Annotated in this window: 19 protein-coding genes; 12 read left to right on the top strand and 7 right to left on the bottom strand. The window is 65.3% G+C overall.

What is annotated here, in order from left to right; genetic code table 11:
• Positions 1-94 precede the first annotated feature (94 nt).
• The 6 genes from ACVWZ5_RS06830 (at position 95) to ACVWZ5_RS06805 (ending at position 7,475) form a co-directional block, all read left to right on the top strand.
• Positions 95-1,852 carry an ATP-binding protein gene (locus ACVWZ5_RS06830; RefSeq protein ID WP_028690187.1) on the top strand — a complete coding sequence of 586 codons (1,758 nt, stop codon included), beginning with the start codon at positions 95-97 and terminating at the stop codon, positions 1,850-1,852.
• On the top strand, positions 1,846-3,180 hold the full coding sequence (locus tag ACVWZ5_RS06825; RefSeq protein ID WP_084941909.1) for a sigma-54-dependent transcriptional regulator: 1,335 nt from the start codon (positions 1,846-1,848) through the stop codon (positions 3,178-3,180). The genes ACVWZ5_RS06830 and ACVWZ5_RS06825 overlap by 7 nt, the downstream gene beginning before the upstream one ends.
• Positions 3,181-3,439: 259 nt before the next feature.
• Positions 3,440-4,759, top strand: a complete 1,320-nt coding sequence (locus tag ACVWZ5_RS06820) for an MFS transporter (protein ID WP_028690189.1) — start codon at positions 3,440-3,442, stop codon at positions 4,757-4,759.
• Positions 4,760-4,885: 126 nt separating this feature from the next.
• Positions 4,886-6,037: a Fic family protein gene (locus tag ACVWZ5_RS06815; RefSeq protein ID WP_062572973.1), complete on the top strand. Its 1,152-nt coding sequence runs from the start codon at positions 4,886-4,888 to the stop codon at positions 6,035-6,037.
• Between the two features lie 348 nt (positions 6,038-6,385).
• Positions 6,386-6,751 carry a hypothetical protein gene (locus ACVWZ5_RS06810; protein WP_062572972.1) on the top strand — a complete coding sequence of 122 codons (366 nt, stop codon included), beginning with the start codon at positions 6,386-6,388 and terminating at the stop codon, positions 6,749-6,751.
• Between the two features lie 118 nt (positions 6,752-6,869).
• Entirely contained in the window at positions 6,870-7,475 is a 606-nt protein-coding gene (locus tag ACVWZ5_RS06805; RefSeq protein ID WP_062572971.1) for a flavin reductase family protein, read from the top strand.
• Here the strand turns inward: ACVWZ5_RS06805 and ACVWZ5_RS06800 are convergent, their stop codons facing one another.
• Both ACVWZ5_RS06800 and ACVWZ5_RS06795 read right to left on the bottom strand, forming a co-directional pair.
• Positions 7,476-7,709, bottom strand: coding sequence for a hypothetical protein (locus ACVWZ5_RS06800; protein WP_028690193.1), 234 nt, complete (start codon positions 7,707-7,709; stop codon positions 7,476-7,478).
• 42 nt (positions 7,710-7,751) lie between these two features.
• Complete coding sequence (locus tag ACVWZ5_RS06795; protein ID WP_028690194.1) at positions 7,752-8,045, bottom strand: putative quinol monooxygenase; 294 nt, start codon at positions 8,043-8,045, stop codon at positions 7,752-7,754.
• Between the two features lie 202 nt (positions 8,046-8,247).
• On the opposite strand from ACVWZ5_RS06795, the gene ACVWZ5_RS06790 reads away from it, so the two are divergent.
• Entirely contained in the window at positions 8,248-9,168 is a 921-nt protein-coding gene (locus tag ACVWZ5_RS06790) for an AraC family transcriptional regulator (protein ID WP_062572970.1), read from the top strand.
• A 73-nt stretch (positions 9,169-9,241) separates the two neighbouring features.
• Here ACVWZ5_RS06790 and ACVWZ5_RS06785 read toward each other — a convergent pair whose 3' ends face one another.
• On the bottom strand, positions 9,242-10,879 hold the full coding sequence (locus ACVWZ5_RS06785) for a 5-guanidino-2-oxopentanoate decarboxylase (RefSeq protein WP_084941981.1): 1,638 nt from the start codon (positions 10,877-10,879) through the stop codon (positions 9,242-9,244).
• Positions 10,880-10,991: 112 nt separating this feature from the next.
• Between ACVWZ5_RS06785 and ACVWZ5_RS06780 the strand changes: the two genes are divergently transcribed.
• Positions 10,992-11,873 carry a LysR substrate-binding domain-containing protein gene (locus ACVWZ5_RS06780; RefSeq protein WP_280070840.1) on the top strand — a complete coding sequence of 294 codons (882 nt, stop codon included), beginning with the start codon at positions 10,992-10,994 and terminating at the stop codon, positions 11,871-11,873.
• A 125-nt stretch (positions 11,874-11,998) separates the two neighbouring features.
• Here the strand turns inward: ACVWZ5_RS06780 and ACVWZ5_RS06775 are convergent, their stop codons facing one another.
• Both ACVWZ5_RS06775 and ACVWZ5_RS06770 read right to left on the bottom strand, forming a co-directional pair.
• The gene (locus ACVWZ5_RS06775) at positions 11,999-12,613 is read right to left on the bottom strand and encodes an NAD(P)-dependent oxidoreductase (protein ID WP_062364124.1); all 615 of its coding nucleotides are present in this window, start codon (positions 12,611-12,613) and stop codon (positions 11,999-12,001) included.
• Between the two features lie 28 nt (positions 12,614-12,641).
• The gene (locus ACVWZ5_RS06770) at positions 12,642-13,517 is read right to left on the bottom strand and encodes an MBL fold metallo-hydrolase (protein ID WP_084941913.1); all 876 of its coding nucleotides are present in this window, start codon (positions 13,515-13,517) and stop codon (positions 12,642-12,644) included.
• A 103-nt stretch (positions 13,518-13,620) separates the two neighbouring features.
• Between ACVWZ5_RS06770 and ACVWZ5_RS06765 the strand changes: the two genes are divergently transcribed.
• Positions 13,621-14,529: a LysR family transcriptional regulator gene (locus ACVWZ5_RS06765; protein ID WP_028690200.1), complete on the top strand. Its 909-nt coding sequence runs from the start codon at positions 13,621-13,623 to the stop codon at positions 14,527-14,529.
• Between the two features lie 76 nt (positions 14,530-14,605).
• Entirely contained in the window at positions 14,606-14,779 is a 174-nt protein-coding gene (locus tag ACVWZ5_RS06760) for a hypothetical protein (RefSeq protein ID WP_167388398.1), read from the top strand.
• Positions 14,780-14,785: 6 nt separating this feature from the next.
• On the opposite strand, the gene ACVWZ5_RS06755 is transcribed toward ACVWZ5_RS06760, so the two are convergent.
• Entirely contained in the window at positions 14,786-15,655 is an 870-nt protein-coding gene (locus ACVWZ5_RS06755; RefSeq protein WP_028690201.1) for an isocitrate lyase/PEP mutase family protein, read from the bottom strand.
• A 405-nt stretch (positions 15,656-16,060) separates the two neighbouring features.
• Here ACVWZ5_RS06755 and ACVWZ5_RS06750 point away from each other — a divergent pair, with 405 nt between their 5' ends.
• The gene (locus ACVWZ5_RS06750; protein WP_186599322.1) at positions 16,061-17,512 is read left to right on the top strand and encodes an MDR family MFS transporter; all 1,452 of its coding nucleotides are present in this window, start codon (positions 16,061-16,063) and stop codon (positions 17,510-17,512) included.
• A 78-nt stretch (positions 17,513-17,590) separates the two neighbouring features.
• On the opposite strand, the gene ttgR is transcribed toward ACVWZ5_RS06750, so the two are convergent.
• A complete protein-coding gene (gene ttgR, locus ACVWZ5_RS06745; RefSeq protein WP_028690203.1) occupies positions 17,591-18,223 on the bottom strand; it encodes an efflux transport transcriptional regulator TtgR in 633 nt (210 codons plus the stop codon).
• Positions 18,224-18,470: 247 nt separating this feature from the next.
• Here ttgR and ttgA point away from each other — a divergent pair, with 247 nt between their 5' ends.
• Positions 18,471-19,625 (top strand): toluene efflux RND transporter periplasmic adaptor subunit TtgA, encoded by a 1,155-nt coding sequence (ttgA, locus tag ACVWZ5_RS06740; RefSeq protein WP_062572967.1) that lies wholly within the window; start codon positions 18,471-18,473, stop codon positions 19,623-19,625.
• Positions 19,626-19,627 lie beyond the last annotated feature (2 nt).

Genomic DNA, 19,627 nt, shown 5'->3' with positions numbered 1-19,627 from the left:
GGCCCCATCCCACAGGACCCTCCGCAATCCTGTGAGAGCGGGCTTGCCCCGCGATAAGGGCTGGCACAGACAACCGAGATCCCGGATCCGCCCCATGCCCTCATCCTTCCGCGCCCTGCGCCTGGGTTTGATCATCCTGCTGATCCTGGTCGGCACCACCCTCAGCGCCGGCTGGGCCATGCACCAGGCCAAGCGCCAGGCCATGGAAACCGACGCCCGCCGGGCCAGCGAACAACTGGGGTTGTACGCCAACGCCCTGCACACCCTGATCGAGCGCTACCGCGCCCTGCCGGCAGTGCTGGCGCTGGATCCAGAGCTGATCGCCGCCCTGCGCGGCCCAGTCACCGAGCCGGTGCAGGACGCCCTGAACCGCAAGCTCGAACGCATCAACGGCGCCGCCAACTCCTCCACCCTGGAGCTGCTCGATCGCACGGGCCTGGCCATCGCCGCCAGCAACTGGCGCCTGCCGACCACCTATGTCGGTTCCAACTACGGCTTTCGCCCCTATTTCAAGCAGACCCGCAGCCAGGGCAGCGGCCGCTTCTACGCGGTCGGCGTGACCAGCGGCGTGCCGGGCTACTTCCTGTCCAGCGCGGTAGACGACGAACACGGCCGCTTCCTCGGCGCCATGGTGGTCAAGCTGGAGTTCCCGGAGCTCGAGCGCGAGTGGCGCCAAGGCAGCGATATCCTGCTGGTCAGCGATGCCCGCGGCATCACTTTCATCGCCAACCAGGACGGCTGGCGCTACCGTGAGCTGCAACCGCTGTCCGGCGCCGACCGCGCCGAGCTGGCCGAAACCCGCCAGTATGACAAGCAACCGCTGGTGCCCCTGCAGCACCAGGTCCTGACCCGCTTCACCGACACCAGCCACCTGACCCGCGTCCAGGGCCCGGATGGCACCGCCGAGTACCTGTGGGAGCGCCTGCCGCTGGAGGCCGAAGGCTGGACCCTGCACCTGCTGCGCAAGCCACAGGTCGCCGAGGACGGGCGCAACGCCGCCCTCGCCGCCGCGGCCATCTGGCTGAGCCTGGTGTTCGCCGCGCTGTTCGTCAGCCAGCGCCTGCGCCTGGCCCGACTGCGCCAACGCAGCCGACAAGAGCTCAAGCGCCTGGTCGAAGAGCGCACCCGCGAGCTGCATACCGCCCAGGAAGGCCTGGTGCAGTCAGCCAAGCTGGCGGCGCTGGGGCAGATGTCGGCGGCCCTGGCCCATGAAATCAACCAGCCGCTTACCACCCAGCGCATGCAATTGGAAACCCTGCGCCTGCTGCTCGACCATGGCCGCCATGACGAAGCGCGCCAGGCCTTGGAGCCGCTGGAGCAGATGCTGAGCCGCATGGCCGCGCTCACCGGCCACCTGAAGACCTTCGCCCGCAACAGCCCCGGCGGCCTGCGCGAGCGCCTGGACCTGGCCACGGTGGTCGACCAGGCGCTGCACCTGCTGGACACCCGCATCCGTGCCGAAGGCGTCGAAGTGGCGCTGTACCTGGCACGCCCGGCCTGGGTCCGCGGCGACGCGATCCGCCTGGAGCAGGTGCTGATCAACCTGCTGCGCAACGCCATCGACGCCATGGCCGACAAGCGTTACAAACGCCTGGAGATCCGCATCGAGGCCGACGATGCGCAGTGGCGCCTGAGCGTGCTCGATTCCGGTGGTGGTATCCTCGACTGCGACCTGGACCGGGTCTTCGATCCGTTCTTCACCACCAAGCCGGTCGGTGAAGGGCTGGGGCTGGGCCTGGCCATCTCCTATGGCATCGTCATCGACGCCGGTGGTCGCCTGCAGGTCGAGAACCTGCCGGGCGGTGCCCGCTTCAGCCTCACCCTGCCGCGCGACCTGGAGCCTGTATGTTGAATTCGGTGATCGTCGTCGACGACGAAGCGAGCATCCGCACCGCGGTGGAACAGTGGCTGAGCCTGTCGGGCTTCAACGTGCAGCTGTTCGCCCGCGCCGAGGACTGCCTGGACAGGCTTGAGCCGCACTTCCCCGGGGTGATCCTCAGCGACGTGCGCATGCCCGGTATGTCCGGCTTGCAGCTGCTCGAACGGTTGCAGGCAAGCGATCCCGACCTGCCGGTGATCCTGCTCACCGGCCATGGCGACGTGCCCATGGCGGTGGAAGCCATGCGCAATGGCGCCTATGACTTCCTGGAGAAACCGTTCACCCCGCAACACCTGATGGGCAGCCTGCGCCGGGCCCTGGAAAAGCGCCAGCTGGTCCTGGAGAACCGCCGCCTGCATGAACAGGCCGACCTCAAGGCACAACTGGAGAACACCCTGCTGGGCATGTCCCAAGGCTTGTTGCAACTGCGCCGTCAGGTGCTTGAGCTGGCCGGCCTGCCGGTCAACGTGCTGATCCGCGGTGAAACCGGCAGCGGCAAGGAGCGCGTGGCGCGCTGCCTGCACGACTTCGGCCCGCGTGCCGACAAGCCCTTCGTCGCCCTCAACTGCGCGGCCATTCCCGAGACGCTCTTCGAAGCCGAGCTGTTCGGCCATGAGAGCGGCGCATTCACCGGCGCCCAGGGCAAGCGTATCGGCAAGCTGGAGTACGCCAATGGCGGCACCGTGTTCCTCGACGAAATCGAGAGCATGCCGCTGGCCCAGCAGGCCAAGCTGCTGCGGGTGATCCAGGAACACAAGCTCGAGCGACTGGGCGCCAACCAGAGCATCAGCGTCGACTTGCGCATCATTGCCGCGACCAAGCCGGACTTGCTGGAGGAAGCTCGCGCCGGGCGCTTTCGCGAAGACCTGGCCTACCGCCTGAACGTCGCCGAACTGAGACTGGCGCCCCTGCGCGAGCGGCGCGAGGACATCCCATTGCTGTTCGAGCATTTCGCCCGCGCCGCCGCCGAACGCCTCGGACGCAGCGCCCCGCCGCTGAGCGGCGTGCAACTGGCGCGCCTGCTTGCTCACGATTGGCCGGGCAATGTGCGCGAGCTGGCCAATGCCGCCGAACGGCATGCCTTGGGGCTGGGCTCGCCGGCCCTGGAGATCGAGTCCGGTGGGCAATCACTGGTCGAGCAGATGGAAGCGTTCGAGGCCCAGTGCCTGCGCGCGGCCCTGCGCCAGCACAAGGGTGAGATCAAGGGCGTGATGGAGGCCTTGCAACTGCCGCGGCGCACACTCAATGAAAAGATGCAGCGGCATGGGTTGGTGAGAGAGGACTTTCTCGAGCGCGAATGAGCGGATTATTGCTCAGCATTTCAGGCCAACAAGCGGAAAACCGCCTATCCGTTGCCGTTGTTTCACACCTCATCGCGGGGCGAGCCCGCTCCCACGAAGGTCCCTGAAACGCAGGCGGCACAGGCTTTGCGTGGGAGCGGGCTTGCCCCGCGATGCCCTCGAATGGATCACCACGCACTCATCTGGCACACCTCCTGCAAAACCCTTCTCAAGCTGCGCCTCGAGCGCGCTCCACAAAAACAACGAGAAGGTATCCCTGATGGATAACGCCAGCACTCTGCCCACCGGGGCGGCCGTTGCGCCCGCCGCGCAAAAGTCCACCGCCAGCCGCCTCAAATCGATCTTCAGTGGCTCCATCGGCAACATGGTCGAATGGTACGACTGGTACGTCTACGCCGCATTTTCGCTGTACTTCGCCAAGGCCTTCTTCCCCGCCGGCGACACCACCGCCCAACTGCTCAACACCGCCGCGATCTTCGCCGTGGGCTTCCTCATGCGCCCGATCGGCGGCTGGCTGATGGGCCTGTACGCCGACCGCAAGGGCCGCAAGGCGGCACTGATGGCCTCTGTACTGCTGATGTGCGCAGGCTCCCTGGTCATCGCCCTGACGCCGGGCTACGAGACCATCGGCGTCGCCGCGCCGATCCTGCTGGTCATCGCCCGCCTGATGCAGGGCCTGTCGGTAGGTGGTGAGTACGGCACCTCGGCCACTTATCTCAGCGAGATGGCCAGCAAGGAACGCCGTGGCTTCTTCTCCAGTTTCCAGTACGTCACCCTGATCTCGGGCCAGCTCATCGCCCTGGCGGTGCTGATCGTCCTGCAGAACACCCTGACCACCGAGGAGCTGTATGCCTGGGGCTGGCGCGTACCGTTCGTGATCGGCGCCCTGTGCGCGGTGGTCGCCCTGTACCTGCGCCGCGGCATGGAAGAGACCGCCTCCTTCACCAAGAAGGAAAAATCCAAGGAAAGCCTGATGCGTACCCTGCTGCGCCATCCCAAGGAGCTGATGACCGTGGTCGGTCTGACCATGGGCGGTACCCTGGCCTTCTACACCTACACCACCTACATGCAGAAATACCTGGTCAACACCGTGGGCATGAGCATCAGCGACTCGACCACCATCTCGGCGGCCACGCTGTTCCTGTTCATGTGCCTGCAGCCGGTGATCGGCGGGCTGTCCGACAAGATTGGCCGACGCCCAATCCTGATCGCCTTCGGCGTGCTCGGCACCCTCTTCACCGTACCGATCCTCAGCACCCTGCACACCATCCAGACCTGGTGGGGCGCGTTCTTCCTGATCATGGCCGCGCTGATCATCGTCAGCGGCTACACCTCGATCAACGCCGTGGTGAAGGCCGAACTGTTCCCCACCGAAATCCGCGCCCTGGGCGTCGGCCTGCCCTACGCGCTGACTGTTTCGATCTTCGGCGGTACCGCCGAGTACGTGGCCCTGTGGTTCAAGAGCATCGGCATGGAGACCGGCTTCTACTGGTACGTCACCGCCTGCATCGCTTGCTCGCTGTTGGTGTACGCGACCATGAAGGACACCAAGCAGCATTCGCGGATCACCACCGACTGATCCCTCCTCGCAGAACTGAAAAGGGGCGCTGCTGATGACCGGGCGCCCCTTTTTTAATGGAGTGTGAGCCGAATAATAGCGCCATTCGGCTCACATAATGAGCCGAATGGCGCTATTATTCGGCTCATGAACCCCAAAGCGCATACGGCTGCCGACACCGTCTGGGTCTGGCAGCAGGCCGACTGGCCCGACTTTCGTTGGGACGCATCACAACTGGCAACCTTGCTCAGGGACTGCGTCCAGGCGCAGGGCTGCCTGCTGGGCAGAGCGGGGGCGGTGACCGAGGCCAATGCCAACCTCGATACGCTCGATACCCTGCTGCAGAACATTGTCACGTCCTCGGCCATCGAGGGTGAGCAGCTCAATGTAGAGTCCGTCCGCTCTTCCCTGGCCCGCCGGCTCGGCATCGCGGAGCCGGGTACGACCACGACACGCAGCGAGGGCCTGGCCGAACTGATGGTGGATGCGACCATGGGCTATGTTCGGCCACTGGATCAACAGCGCCTGTTCCTGTGGCACCGCTGGCTGTTTCCCGAACAGGACGACTCACTCGCACCGCCCCTGCCAGTCGGTGAATGGCGCGACGATGCTCCAATGCAAGTGGTATCGGGGCGTATCGACAAACCCAGGGTGCATTTCCAAGCACCGCCGCGTGCCGGCCTGGAGCAGCGGGTGCGGCAGTTCATCGACTGGTTTGAAAATAGCCGCAGCGATCGGCAACTCGACCCCCTGCTACGCGCGGGGCTCGCCCATTTCTGGTTCGTCACCTTGCACCCCTTCGCCGATGGCAACGGCCGCCTGGCGCGCGCCATCACAGACCTGGCATTGGCCCAGGGCGAGCAGCGTGCGGTCCGTTTCTACGCCATGTCCAGCAGCATCCTGGAAGACCGGGCCGGCTACTACGCAGTCCTTGAAAGCAGCCAGCGCGGCGGCCTGGACGTCACACAGTGGCTGGCCTGGTTCCTGGCCACCTTGCTACGCAGCCTCCAGCAAGCGCTGGTGCGCATCGACCGGGTGCTGGCCAAGGCACGCTTCTGGCTGATCCATCGTGGCGACGGCTTGTTGCCCGAACAGGTCAAGGTGCTCAACCGCCTGCTCGATGGTGGGCCTCGCGGGTTCGAGGCCGGTATCAGCGCCAGCCAGTACCAGGCGGTGGCCAAGGTCTCCAAGGCCACGGCCACCCGGCACCTTGCCGACCTGCTGGATAAGCACTGCCTGGTTCGCCTGCCCGGCGGTGGGCGTAGCACCCGATACAGGGTGAATACCCAAGAGACCTGAGCAGGGCTGGTCAACGAGCGCCCTGAACAGCTCGCTCCCCGCTGTACCTCACGTCACTGGTAACAGGTCGCCATCTCATGGAAAGCCGCTTCTTCCCTTAATTCCCAATTAACTGCCTGGGCCCATTCTGAAATGGCCCTGCCACTGACCTGCCCTTCCGAAACCGATGGGAACGGCGTTGGGCGGTGGCTGGGGCGCCAATGGCAGCTTCCTGACATTACCCGCGCCACTATCAATCGATTTAATCGATTCTAATTTGCTATTTTTTGCGCTTTTTAATCAATTTAATGGGCGTAGCATTGAACCCATAGAAACAACAACCCCAAGCAACCCACCGGAGCAACGACCATGAAAAACCAACTGATCCTCACCCTCGCCCTCTCTGTTCTGGCCACTGGCGCCTTCGCCGAAGACGGTTTCGACCGTACCGGCGCCCACACCTTCGCTGCCGTACAGAGTCAGTCGGCCACCTACGCAGAAGATGGCTTCGATCGTACCGGCGGCCAGCGCTTCGCCGAAGACGGCTTCGATCGCACCGGCGGCCAGCGCTTCGCCGAAGACGGCTTCGATCGCACCGGCGGCCAGCGCTTCGCCGAAGACGGCTTTGATCGCACTGGCGGCCAGCGCTTCGCCGAAGACGGCTTCGACCGCACCGGCGGCCAACGCTTCGCCGAAGACGGCTTCGACCGCACCAACGGCCACCGCATCAGCTGATCGCTGATGCGCGCAACCAGCCCGGCTTCGGCCGGGCTTGATCATTTGCAGCCGGGCCAAGCCTTGGCACACTAGGCGCCTTGTCCCCCACCAGGAAGGGCCTCGCGGCCTTGCGCAGATGTACTACTACGAACCCGCCAAAGGCCACGGCCTGCCCCACGACCCGTTCAACGCCATCGTCGGCCCACGGCCTATCGGCTGGATCTCCAGCCACGACCGCGAAGGCCGCCTGAACCTGGCGCCCTACAGCTTCTTCAACGCCTTCAACTACATCCCTCCGATCATCGGTTTCTGCAGCGTCGGGCGCAAAGACAGCCTGAACAACATCGAGCAGACCGGAGAGTTCGTCTGGAACCTGGCCACCCGTCCGCTGGCGCAGCAGATGAACCAGAGCTGCGCCGCCGTGGCGGCGGATGTCGACGAGTTCGCGCTCAGCGGCCTCACCCCGACCGCCTCGAATGTGGTCAAGGTGCCGCGTGTCGGCGAAAGCCCGGTGAGTTTCGAATGCAAGGTCAGCCAGATCGTCCAGCTCAAGCGTGCGGACCAGGAAGTGGTGCCCAGCTGGCTGATCCTCGGCGAGGTGGTGGCGGTGCACATTGCCGGGCACCTGCTTAAAGACGGTATCTACGACACCGCCGCCGCCGAGCCGATCCTGCGTGGCGGCGGCCCGGCCGACTACTTTGCGCTGGGCGAGCTGTTCAAGATGGCTCGGCCACAGGCCTGATCAGAAGATCAGCTCACCTTCCTCGCCCACGCCCTGCAGGCGTTCGAGTTCGGCACAAGCGGCCTCGTCGGCCGCGATCGCCGACTGGAACACCTGCCCGTCCAGCACTTTGTGAAAGCGCGGCGCGCCGCCCATGACCAGGGCCTTCACGGCAATCGCCGCGTGGTAGCCGCCGCCTTGTACCGGGACCATTGCCGAAACCGCTTCGAAGTGGGGGAATTCTCTACGTGCCATGTCGCTCTGCGCCTGTGTGATCGAGGGACGGCATTCTACACGCTAGGCGAACGTATGCAGGTCGAGGCTGCTGACCACCTGCTCCTGCACCAGTTCACCAAATACGTCGAGGGTGGGCGAGGCGAAATAGCCACTCATCGCCTGCTGGTCGCACCAGCTGCCGCTGAGCAGCCACAGGTCGGCATCGACCTGCGAGCGCTGCACGCTGAAGCTCAGGCAGCCAGGCGCACGCCGCGACGGCTCGAGCAGGTCGCGCAGGCGCACGCCAAGTTCCGCGGATCGACCGTTGCTGGCGCGGATGAAAGCCAGGTGTGTGACCGGTTGCTGCTGGCTCATGAACGATCTCCTTGAAGCGCTACGGACGGGAAAACCAGGCTGCCAAGGTTAGGGGGTCGCCCACGCGGAACGTTAGGCCATTACTGCCGGCCGATTGCCTGATCCTGCAACGGGGCAGGATCAGGCAATCGATCTGCAGCTTTCGACTAGCGCCTGCCATTGCCCAAACCTATGCTGCGTCCGTCAGCAGAGGAATACCGCCATGAGTTCATCCACGCCCCTCGATCCGCTTCTGGAGCAGCAACGCCAGGAGCTGGCCGGACTGATCCGGCGTCACGCCCAAATCCCCCATGGCTCGGTGTCGGCCATCGAAGACCTGTACCTGACCCGCTACGAAGAGGATGTGCGCGGCATGCCGGCCCTGGCGCAACCGGCCTTGTGCATCCTGGCCCAGGGCAGCAAGACATTGTTCCTGGGCGACGAGCGCTATACCTACGACCCGCTGCACTACATGGTGGTCTCGGTGACGCTGCCCATTACCGGCGCCCTGCTCGAGGCCAGCCCCGAGAACCCCTGCCTGGGTTTGCGCCTGGATATCGACCCGGCACAGATCAGCCAGCTGATCGCCGAGAGCGGGCCGATACTGGTCCCTGGCCAGGCTTCCGGGCGTGGACTGTTCGTGGAGAAAAGCGATCCGCAGTTGCTCGACACGCTGCTGCGCCTGGTGCGCTTGCTCGACAGCCCGCGGGATATCGCCGTACTCGCCCCGCTGGTGCGCCGCGAGCTGATGTATCGCGTGCTGCGTGGCCCCCAGGGCTGGCGTCTGTGCGAGATCGCCCTGTCCAGCAGCCAGACCCACCGGGTATGCCAGGCCATCGCCTGGCTCAACCGGCATTACCAGGAGCCCTTGCGCATCGAGGACCTGGCACGCGAAGTCAACCTCAGCACCTCGACCCTGCACCACCGTTTCAAGGCGGTGACCTCGATGAGCCCGTTACAGTACCAGAAGCAGCTGCGCCTGCAGGAGGCGCGGCGACTGATGCTCAATGACGGGCTGGAGGCCGCGGTGGCTGGCTACCGGGTGGGCTATGAAAGTCCGTCGCAGTTCAGCCGCGAGTACAGCCGCTTGTACGGAGCACCGCCGATTCGCGACGTGGCGCGCCTGCGCGCCAGCGCCAGCTGAAAAGAGACAAACATCGGACGAGCGTAGGATCGGGCTTGCCCCGCGATCGACGGCAAAGCCCTCGCTACTGCGCTCAGGCCAGTACCGCCTGCTGCCACCGACCTTGATCCACCTGGATCAAGGTCGGTCCCTGACGCTCCACTGCCCGGCCCAACGCCGCCTGCAACTGCCCCACATCGCCCACATCCTCTGCCTCGGCCCCCAGCGCCAGCGCCACGCCAATGAAGTCCGGGGTATGGATGTCCACGCCAACCGGCTCGATCGCCCGGTTCACCATGTACTTCTTGATTTCCTCGTACCCCTGGTTGTTCCACAGCAGCACGATCAGCGGCACCTGCGCCTCGACCGCGCTGGCCAGCTCGGGCAGGGTGAACTGCAGCCCGCCGTCACCGATCAGGCACACCGCCGGTGCGCGTGCGGCGGGCGACTCGGCGCTGCCCAACCAGGCGCCCATGGCGGCCGGCAACGCGTAGCCCAGCGTGCCGTAACCGGTCGAGGCATTGAACCAGCGACGCGGCCTGGCCATGTCCAGGGTCAGGTTGCCGGTGTAGACCGGCTGGGTCGAGTCGCCCACCAGGATGGCGTCCGGCAGGGTTTGCAGGATGCTGGTCAGGAGGCGGGTCTGGCTCAGGGTCGGCTGGTCCCAGCTGGCTGCGTTATCCTGGCGCAAGCGGGCGGCCCGCGCCGCCCCCCAATCGCTATCACGCGGCGGTTGCGCCTGCAGGTTCAGGGCCACCAGCAGCGCTTCGGTAGCCTGGGCGGCATCGGCCACCAAGGCCAGTTCGGGCAGGTAGTTACGGACCGTCTGGTCCGGGTCGATATCGATCCGCAGCAGGCTGCCGGGAATCTCGAAACCGCCCTTGAAGGTCACGTCGTAGTCGGTTTCGGCCAATTCGGTGCCGATGGCCAGCACCACGTCGGCCTCGGCCACCAGCGCACGGGTGGCCGGCAGGGTCTGGGTCGAACCGATCTGCAGCGGATGGTTGGCGGGCAACACCCCCTTGGCGTTGATGGTCAGCGCCACCGGCGCCTGCAGGTGCTCGGCCAGTCGCGCCAGCCCGGCGCCCGCCTCCAGGGCACCGCCACCTGCCAGGATCAGCGGGCGCCGCGCCTTGGCCAGGCGCACGGCCATGCGCTGCACGGTCTGTGGCGCGGCGCCGGCACGGGTGGTACGCACCACGCGGCCCGGCAACAGGTGATCGGCGGGTTCCACCAGCACATCCAGCGGGATCTCGATATGCACAGGGCGAGGTCGGCCACCGTCGAACACGGCGAAGGCGCGGGCCAGCACCTCGGGCAGGTCATCGGCGCTCATCAGCGTGTGCGAGAACGCCGCCACCCCCGCGACCAGCCCGGCCTGGTTGGGCAGTTCATGCAGCTTGCCACGGCCGCCGCCCAGCTGGTTGCGCGATTGCACGCTGGAAATCACCAGCATCGGAATCGAGTCGGCGTAGGCCTGGCCCATGGCGGTGGTGATGTTGGTCATTCCCGGACCGGTGATGATGAAACACACGCCAGGCTTACCCCGGGTACGCGCGTAGCCGTCGGCCATGAACCCGGCACCCTGTTCATGGCGGGGAGTGATGTGACGGATCGAGGAAGCGGCCAGGCCGCGGTAGAGTTCCACGGTATGCACGCCGGGAATGCCAAAGACATGATCGACGCCATAGCCTTCGAGGAGTTTGACCAGCACTTCACCACAGGTTGCCATCATCGAGTACCCGATTCTTGTTAAGACCTGTGCCCATGGAAACAAGCGCTGACTACCGCCACAATGCAAAAAAACACATACTAGCCATGATCTCATATCATGGCTTGTCACAATGAAACGCCTGCCGCCCCTCCCCGCCCTGCATACCTTCCTGGTGACCGCCCAGCACTGCAACTTCACCCGCGCCGCGCAACATCTGCATATCACCCAAGGCGCGGTCAGCCGGCAGATCGCCGGGCTCGAGGAACACCTGGGCTACGCATTGTTCCAGCGCCAGGCCCGAGGCCTGGCGCTGACCCGCGAAGGGCAGGACTGGCTGCCCCGGGTGCAGCAGATCTTTGCCTTGATCGAGCAAGGCGTGCGCGAGGTCGGCGGACGCAGCGCGACACTCCAGCTCAAGGCGCCGACCTGCGTGATGCGCTGGCTGCTGCCACGCTTGCTGGAATGGCAGGCACTGCGCCCGGATATCCCGGTGGAGTTGACCACCACGGTGCAGCATGGCGTGGATTTTCGCCGCGAGGGCTTCGATGCGGCCGTGGTGTATGGCGCGGCACCGAACCATGGGCTGCAGGTACGCAAGCTGTTCGACGAACAACTGACGCCGGTCTGCGCGCCATCGGTATCGAGCGGCCTCTTGCAGTTGCAGGACTTGGCCCGGCAGATGCTGCTGCACCCTTCGAGGGACGAACATGACTGGCGGCTATGGTTGCAGGCGGCCAATGCCGGGTTCGAGCCCCAGGGGCCGAAGCAGCATTTCGAGACGTTGGACATGGCGATGGCCATGGCCGCCCAAGGGACGGGGATCGCCATCGGCGATTTCTCGCTGATCGGCGACGACCTGCGTACAGGCCGGTTGTGCATGCCGTTCGGGCTGAAGGTGACGACCGGGAAGGGCTATTACCTGGTGAGCCCGTCGAAGAATATGCCAGCGGGGTTGGTCGAGTTGATGGAGTGGCTGCAGGCGCGTGCCTCAAGCCTTGCACAATCCCTGTAGGAGCGGCCTCGTGTCGCGAAAGGGCTGCGCAGCAGCCCCAGGATCTTGGCCATGGCATAAATCGCCGGGGCCGCTTTGCGGCCCTTTCGCGACACAAGGCCGCTCCTACAGGTACCGCGGAGGACTCAATAGCCCACTGTGAACCGCGCCCGCGAATGCGCCGGCTTTTCCAGCTCGTCGAGCATGGCGATGGCGTAATCGGCAAAGGTGATCCAGCTCTTGCCGTCTGCGCCGATCAGCAGGTGGTCCTTGCCCAGGGTGTAGTGCCCGCTGCGCTCGCCTTCGACGAACTCCGCCGACGGCGACAGGAAGGTCCAGTCCAGGGTCGGTTCGCGGCGCAGCGTATCGAGAAAGCGCACCCCGGCGCTGGCCTCGGCCTTGTAGGCCTCGGGGAAGTCCGGGCTGTCGATCACCCGGTGCCCGGACGGCAGCAGCAGGCTGCCGGCCCCGCCCACCACCAGCAGGCGCTTGACCCCGGCCCGCTTGACCGGCTCGATGATCGCGCCCGGCTCGAGAGTGGAAAAATGCGCCGCGCTCAGCACCGCGTCGCAGCCCGCCACGGCCGCCTGCAGGGCGGCGCTGTCCTTGGCATCCAGCGCCTTGACCGTCACGCCGTCACGGCCTTGCAGGCTGCCCGGATCACGGGCGATGGCCACCACACTGTGACCACGACGCAGGGCCTCTTCCAGTAACTGGCTGCCGGCGCGCCCGGTGGCGCCGATGATTGCGATCTTGCTCATGGGAAACACTCCAACAGGTTGAAAGGGATTACCACTTCATCTCGCCCTTGGCGACCTTGGCCCCCAGTTCCAGGGAACTCTCGTCGCCAAGGTTCGGGTAGCGTTGCTTCATCGCCGCGATCAGCGCGGCGGAGTCGGCGGCTTTAGCGGCTTCGGTATCGAAGTCACGAATGTAGCCGGCGGTGAAGCGCACCGCGTCCAGCGAGCGGCTGCTGTCGCCCAGGTAATGCCCAGGGATCACCGTGCGCGGGGCAAGCTGCTCGATCTTCGCCAGGGTGCTCAGCCAGTCGGCGTGGGATTGCGCGGTCTGGGTGTCGGCCATCCACACGTGGATGTGCTCGGAAACCACCACGCCACCGACCACTGCCTTGATCGAGGGAATCCAGACGAAGCTGCGGTCCGGCTGTGGACCGTCCAGGCCGACAACCTCCAGTGCCTGGCCTTCCAGCTCCAGGCGATCGCCCTCAAGGACCTGCGGCACCACCAGGCGTGCCGGCTTGTCCGCGCCCATCTGCGGGCCCCAGTAGGCCAGCTTGGCGTCCATGGTCTTGCGAATGTGTTCGACAGTGGCGGCCGAGGCGACCACCCGGGCCTTGGGAAACGCCTGGGTGATGGTGTCCAGGCCAAAGTAGTAGTCTGGGTCGCCATGGCTGACATAGATGGTGGTCAGCTGCTTGCCGCTGGCACGCAGGCGTTCGACCACCTGCTCGGCCTGGCCTTTGCCGAACTGGGCGTCGACCAGGATGGCCTCATGGGCGCCACTGACGATCACCGAACTGACCGGGAAGATCGCCGCGTGGCCAGGGTTGTAGGCTTCGAGCCTTAGCGGTTCGCTGGCCATGGCCTGGCCGCCGAGGGTGAGACAGGCCAGCAGCAGGCCGCGCAGGGGAGTGAGAAGAGACATCGCAAGATCCTGTGAGTGGGACGATGCAGACAAGCTTAGTTGCCCGAACCAATACAAAAAATGCGATGCTTCGACATAGTTTGTTTCTAAAATCGGACAGATCATGGATCGTCTCAACGCCATGCGCGTATTCGTCACCGTCGTCGACCTGGGCAGCCAGTCCGCCGCGGCGGATCATCTGGAGCTTTCCAGGCCCGTGGTATCGCGCTACCTGGCGGAGCTGGAGGACTGGGTGGGCGCTCGCCTGATGCAACGCACCACGCGCAAGCTCAGCCTGACGGCGGCGGGTCTCGAAACCCTGCCCCGCTGCCGCCAGTTGCTGGAGCTGGCCGGCGACCTGCAGAACGCCGTGCGCCAGCCGGACGACGCCCCCCGCGGTGAACTGCGCATCAGCGTCAGCACCTCGTTCGGCCAGGCCCAACTGGTGGATGCGCTGGCCGCCTATGTCAAACGCTACCCTGGGGTGAAAGTGGAACTGCAGATGCTCGACCGCACCGTCAACTTGGTGGACGAGCGCATCGACCTGGCCATCCGCACCAGCAACGACGTCGACCCCAACCTCATCGCCCGGCGCCTGAGCGTGTGCCGCTCGGTGGTCTGCGCCAGCCCCGCCTACCTGCGCGAGCACGGTACGCCGCGCCAGGTCGAGGAACTGAGCCGGCACAACTGCCTGACCCACGCCTACTTCGGCCACAGCCTGTGGCATTTCGAGGTGGACGGGCAGAACGTCGCCGTGCCGGTGCAGGGCAATATCAGCGCCAACGAGGCCATGACCCTGCAGAAAGCCGCCCTGGCCCACGCCGGGATCGCCATGTTGCCCACCTACCAGGCGGCGGCCGCGTTGCGCAGTGGCGAGCTGGTGCGGCTATTGCCGCACGCCAGGCCACGGGAACTGACCCTGAATGCGGTGTACACCTCGCGCAAGCACATGCCGGCGACGCTGCGCAGCATGCTGGACTTCCTGGCGCAGCGGTTCGGCGACGAGCCGGAGTGGGACAAGGGATTGAGCTGAGTCCAGGCGATGCAGATCCGTGCACAAGGCCTATGCTTGAAGGTATCACCTGTTGCACCAACAGGAGGTCCGCACCATGAGCATCAAATCCAGGCGTTGCGCCCTCGTCTTCGCCCTGGTCGCGGTGGCCGGGCTCTATGGCTCGGCCTGCTGGCGGGTCGAGCTGCTGCGAAGCCAGCCCAACACGGCGGCCAGTTGCGTCCACGAACACTGCGTTCCCCACAGCGCCACCCTGAGCGCCGTCAGGTAGAGAAAATCACTCCTCGACGCTCATGTACTCTTTCGCCCAGCGGATGTAGTCCTCGGGCTGGGTGTAGGTGTGCGAAAGCTCGGTGGCGCCGAGGCTGTCCGACTTGTGCTGCTGGCCACGCTGCTGGCGCAGGCAGTCGTAGGTGGCCTTGATCGCGGCAAAGTAGGCGGCATGGCCATCGACCACGATGCGCACGCCCAGGCGCGCCAGGCGCTCGTCGTCGCGCAGGTTCGGGTTGGCGTAGGTGACCAGCATCAGCGGCACGCTCAGGTGCTCGGCGATCTGCTCCAACTGCTCGAAGTCCTTCACCCCCACCATGCAGATGCCATCAGCACCGGCCTTCTGGTAGCTCTGGGTGCGGACGATGATTTCCTCGGTGGTGAGCACGCCGGCATTGGTCCGGGCGATGATCGCCAGCGCCGAGTCGACACGTGCCTCCAGCGCCGCGCGAATCTTGCCCACGCCCTCCTCCACCGAGATCAGGTCGGTGGACTTGCGGCCGAACTGGGCCGGCAGCAAGGTGTCCTCGATGGTCAGCGCGGCCACGCCGGCGCGCTCCAGCTCGATGACCGTGCGCATCACGTTGAGCGCATTGCCGTAGCCATGGTCGGCATCGGCCAGTACCGGCAACTGGGCAACACGGCCGATGCGGGTGGCCTGCTCGACGAACTCGCTGAGGGTGATCAGGGCGAAGTCCGGCGCGGCCAGGACCTGCAACGAGGCGACCGAGCCGCCGAGGATGCCGACTTCGAAGCCCAGGTCCGCGGCGATACGGGCGGACATCGGGTCGAAGACCGAAGCGGTGTGATAGCACGAACCTGAAGCTAGCAGTTCGCGGAAGGCAAAACGCAGATCGTGGTGGGAAGCCTTGGGCATGATCACTCCGCTTGAACAATGAGAAATGGTGAACGGCTGACTACCGACCCCTGTATCGGGTCTACCTGACTGTTCCAACCGTCGCCATCAGGGCGGTCATGCTCGACATGCAGGCAGAGGAATAGAAGGTGTGGACATACAGCGACGCGAAACCCCGCGACAAATAGCTGCACCATGCTGGTGCAGGCCCCGGATTTCAGCGTCTGCGGCCCTGCCACGATATCATGCGGTCATGCAGGGCTGGATGAATGCGCCAATGCCGATCTTGCATAGGGGATGCATGGAGTACATAGGTAGCTATGTAACTCAGGTTACAATGCTCCACCATGAATGAGCCCATCGCGGGGCAAGCCCGCTCCGACGATGCCTCGCGATCGCGCCAGCTCTGACCACAAGGTATCCATCGTGACCGCCGCCCTGCCCCCCACCGTCCTGCGCAGCGTCCTGACCGCCCTGATGCTGGCGATCTTTCTCGGCGCCCTCGACCAGACCATCGTCGCCGTGTCGATGCCAGCGATTTCCGCGCAGTTCAATGATGTCGGGCTGCTGGCCTGGGTCATCTCCGGCTACATGGTGGCCATGACCATCGCCGTGCCGATCTACGGCAAGCTCGGCGATCTGTATGGCCGGCGGCGCATGATCCTCACCGGCACCGCCCTGTTCACCCTGGCCTCGGTGGCCTGCGGCCTGGCCCAGGACATGCCACAACTGGTGCTGGCGCGGGTGCTCCAGGGCATCGGCGCCGGCGGCATGGTGTCGGTGAGCCAGGCGATCATCGGCGACTTCGTGCCGCCGCGCGAGCGCGGACGCTACCAGGGCTATTTCAGCAGTATGTACGCCCTGGCCAGCGTCGCCGGGCCGGTGCTCGGCGGTTGGCTGACCGAGTACCTGTCCTGGCGCTGGGTGTTCTGGATCAACCTGCCGCTGGGACTGGTCGCCCTATGGGTCATCCATCGGGCGCTGGACGGGTTGTCGGTCAAGCGCCGCGAGGCCCGGGTGGACTACCTGGGCGCTGTGTTGATGATCCTCGGCCTGGGCAGCCTGCTGCTGGGCATCACCCTGGTCGGCCAGGGGCATGCCTGGCTGTCGTCGCAGGTGCTGGCGCTGCTGGGTTGCGCGCTGCTCGGGCTGCTGGCGTTCATCGCCCACGAGCGCCGTTGCCGCGAGCCGCTGCTGCCGCTGAGCCTGTTCGGCAATCGGGTGGCGGTGCTGTGCTGGTGCGTGATCTTCTTCGCCAGCTTCCAGTCGATTTCGCTGACCATGCTCATGCCCCTGCGCTACCAGGGCATTACCGGTGCGGGTGCCGACAGCGCGGCGCTGCACCTGCTGCCACTGGCCATGGGGCTGCCCATCGGCGCCTTCACCGGTGGGCGCATGACCAGCCGCACTGGCCGCTTCAAGCCGCAGATCCTGACCGGAGCACTGCTGATGCCGCTGGCCATTGCCGCCATGGCGCTGACGCCGCCACAGTCGGGCTTGCTCGGCGCGGTGTTCATGCTGCTGACCGGCATCGCCTGCGGCCTGCAGTTCCCCACCTCTCTGGTGGGCACGCAAAGCGCGGTGGACAGCAGGGACATCGGCGTGGCGACCAGTACCACCAACCTGTTCCGCTCGCTCGGAGGGGCGATGGGGGTGGCGTGCATGTCCAGCCTGCTGCTGGCGCTGCTGCATCAGGGCGGTTTCGAAATGCTGGGCAACCCGCTGCTGGGGAGCCTCAAGGCCGGCGAGGCGGATCCGCAGACCCAGGCGCGCTTGCTGGAAACCTTCCGCGACCTGCTGCTGGTCAGTGCCGGCGCTTCGCTGATCGGGCTGCTGGCGGCGCTGGCCTTACCCGACCGGCAGTTGCGCGGGCGCTAGCTGTCTGCGCCCACAGGGGGTATTAACGCCCCCTTAATCGCAAAGGAATAACACTTCCTCACAATCCTTAACAAAGTGTCATTTGCGCAAGCCTGGGCTCAAGCGCAGCATATCCAGCCCGGTATCGACCCATTTTTCGACATCGGCCAACAGATCGAAGCTGTCCGGCAGCAGCAGCCAGCGGCCAATCAGGCCATCCACATAGGCAAACATGGCCACGGCAGCCCGATCGATATCAAGCTCCCCGGGCAACTGGCCACGACGTACCGCATTGCCCAGGGCCAGGGCGATGCTCTGATGGCAGTCCAGCACCGCGCCCTGGCGTTGCTGGCGAATCTCACACATGTCGTCGGTGAACTCGCACTTGTGATGCAGGATTTCATTGATACGCCGGGTACGGGCATCGAGCACCAGCTCGTTGAACACTTGCAGCAACAGCTTGCGCATGCAGCCGAGCGGGTCGAGTTCGTCCTCGCTTTCACTGGCCCGGGCCAGGTGGTCATGGGTTTCGTGCAGGCTGTCGAGCAGCGCCTGCACCAGCTCCGCCTTGTTGCTGAAATGCCAGTAGATCGCCCCGCGGGTCACCCCCGCGAGCTCGGCGATGTCGGCCAGGGTGGTACGCGCGACACCGCGCTTGTAGAAGGCCTTTTCCGCCGCCTCAATGATCTGGGCACGGGTTTCCTGGGCTTCTTCTTTGGTTCGACGGACCATGGCAGTACAACCTCATCAGGCCCCGCCCGCACATCTGGCGGACGGGAATCGGGCCGGGGCGGGCGCTTCATGGGCCACTCCCGGGTGCATGTGGACGATCCGCGGCGACTCACCGACGGTATTTACAAACAACCATGAATGTAAGTATATTCCTTAGCAAGCTATTTATCCACCGGACAGCGTTTTTCTCTTAAGACTCTTCCACTATATTCTTGAGCTCCCTTGCTCCTGCGACCCGAGGATCCTCATGCAATTCAAGCCAGCCGTAACCGCCCTGGTTTCCGCCGTGGCCCTGGCAACCCTGCTCAGTGGCTGTAAGAAAGAGGAAGCAGCGCCTGCGCCGCAGGCTCCTCAGGTCGGCGTCGTGACCGTGCAACCGCAAGCCTTCACCCTGACCTCGGAACTGCCGGGGCGCACCAGCGCCTACCGTGTGGCCGAGGTTCGCCCGCAGGTGAACGGGATCATTCTCAAGCGCCTGTTCAAGGAAGGCACCGACGTCAAGGAAGGGCAGCAGCTCTACCAGATCGACCCGGCCGTCTACGAGGCGACCCTGGCCAACGCCCAGGCCAACCTGCAGGCTACCCGCTCGCTGGCCGAACGCTACAAGCAACTGATCGACGAGCAGGCCGTCTCCAAGCAGGAATACGACGACGCCAATGCCAAACGATTGCAGGCCGAGGCATCGCTCAAGAGCGCCCAGATCGACCTGCGCTACACCAAGGTACTGGCCCCGATCAGTGGCCGCATCGGTCGCTCCTCGGTCACCGAAGGCGCCCTGGTGAACAACGGCCAGACCAACGCCATGGCCACCATCCAGCAGCTCGATCCGATCTACGTCGACGTCACCCAGTCCACCGCCGAGCTGCTCAAGCTGCGTCGTGACCTGGAAAGCGGCCAACTGCAGAAGGCCGGCGAAAACGCCGCCCAGGTACAGCTGGTGCTGGAAGACGGCAGCCTGTTCAAGCAACAGGGTCGCCTGGAGTTCTCCGAAGTCGCCGTCGACGAGACCACAGGCTCGGTCACCCTGCGCGCGATCTTCCCCAACCCCGACCACACCCTGCTGCCTGGCATGTTCGTGCATGCGCGGCTCAAGGCCGGGGTCAACGCCAACGCCATCCTGGCCCCGCAACAAGGCGTGACCCGCGACCTCAAGGGCGCGCCGACCGCGCTGGTGGTCAACCAGGAGAACAAGGTCGAACTGCGCCAACTCAAGGCCAGCCGCACCCTGGGCAGCGACTGGCTGATCGAGGAAGGCCTGAACCCGGGCGATCGTCTGATCACCGAAGGGCTGCAGTTCGTGCGACCGGGCGTCGAGGTCAAGGTCAGCGAAGCCACCAACGTCAAGAAGCCGGCCGGCCCTGCTCAGGCCAACACGGCCAAAGCCGACGCCAAAGCGGAGTAAAC

Source organism: Pseudomonas sp. TE6283 (assembly GCF_054060555.1).
This window is presented reverse-complemented; position numbering and strand designations above follow the sequence as displayed.

Excerpts from the sequence above, each read along its gene's own strand:
- ACVWZ5_RS06830 (WP_028690187.1), top strand. The coding sequence starts at position 95 with ATGCCCTCATCCTTCCGCGCCCTGCGCCTGGGTTTGATCATCCTGCTG.
- ACVWZ5_RS06825 (WP_084941909.1), top strand. The coding sequence starts at position 1,846 with ATGTTGAATTCGGTGATCGTCGTCGACGACGAAGCGAGCATCCGCACC.
- ACVWZ5_RS06820 (WP_028690189.1), top strand. The coding sequence starts at position 3,440 with ATGGATAACGCCAGCACTCTGCCCACCGGGGCGGCCGTTGCGCCCGCC.
- ACVWZ5_RS06815 (WP_062572973.1), top strand. The coding sequence starts at position 4,886 with ATGAACCCCAAAGCGCATACGGCTGCCGACACCGTCTGGGTCTGGCAG.
- ACVWZ5_RS06810 (WP_062572972.1), top strand. The coding sequence starts at position 6,386 with ATGAAAAACCAACTGATCCTCACCCTCGCCCTCTCTGTTCTGGCCACT.
- ACVWZ5_RS06805 (WP_062572971.1), top strand. The coding sequence starts at position 6,870 with ATGTACTACTACGAACCCGCCAAAGGCCACGGCCTGCCCCACGACCCG.
- ACVWZ5_RS06800 (WP_028690193.1), bottom strand. The coding sequence starts at position 7,709 with ATGGCACGTAGAGAATTCCCCCACTTCGAAGCGGTTTCGGCAATGGTC.
- ACVWZ5_RS06795 (WP_028690194.1), bottom strand. The coding sequence starts at position 8,045 with ATGAGCCAGCAGCAACCGGTCACACACCTGGCTTTCATCCGCGCCAGC.
- ACVWZ5_RS06790 (WP_062572970.1), top strand. The coding sequence starts at position 8,248 with ATGAGTTCATCCACGCCCCTCGATCCGCTTCTGGAGCAGCAACGCCAG.
- ACVWZ5_RS06785 (WP_084941981.1), bottom strand. The coding sequence starts at position 10,879 with ATGGCAACCTGTGGTGAAGTGCTGGTCAAACTCCTCGAAGGCTATGGC.
- ACVWZ5_RS06780 (WP_280070840.1), top strand. The coding sequence starts at position 10,992 with ATGAAACGCCTGCCGCCCCTCCCCGCCCTGCATACCTTCCTGGTGACC.
- ACVWZ5_RS06775 (WP_062364124.1), bottom strand. The coding sequence starts at position 12,613 with ATGAGCAAGATCGCAATCATCGGCGCCACCGGGCGCGCCGGCAGCCAG.
- ACVWZ5_RS06770 (WP_084941913.1), bottom strand. The coding sequence starts at position 13,517 with ATGTCTCTTCTCACTCCCCTGCGCGGCCTGCTGCTGGCCTGTCTCACC.
- ACVWZ5_RS06765 (WP_028690200.1), top strand. The coding sequence starts at position 13,621 with ATGGATCGTCTCAACGCCATGCGCGTATTCGTCACCGTCGTCGACCTG.
- ACVWZ5_RS06760 (WP_167388398.1), top strand. The coding sequence starts at position 14,606 with ATGAGCATCAAATCCAGGCGTTGCGCCCTCGTCTTCGCCCTGGTCGCG.
- ACVWZ5_RS06755 (WP_028690201.1), bottom strand. The coding sequence starts at position 15,655 with ATGCCCAAGGCTTCCCACCACGATCTGCGTTTTGCCTTCCGCGAACTG.
- ttgR (WP_028690203.1), bottom strand. The coding sequence starts at position 18,223 with ATGGTCCGTCGAACCAAAGAAGAAGCCCAGGAAACCCGTGCCCAGATC.
- ttgA (WP_062572967.1), top strand. The coding sequence starts at position 18,471 with ATGCAATTCAAGCCAGCCGTAACCGCCCTGGTTTCCGCCGTGGCCCTG.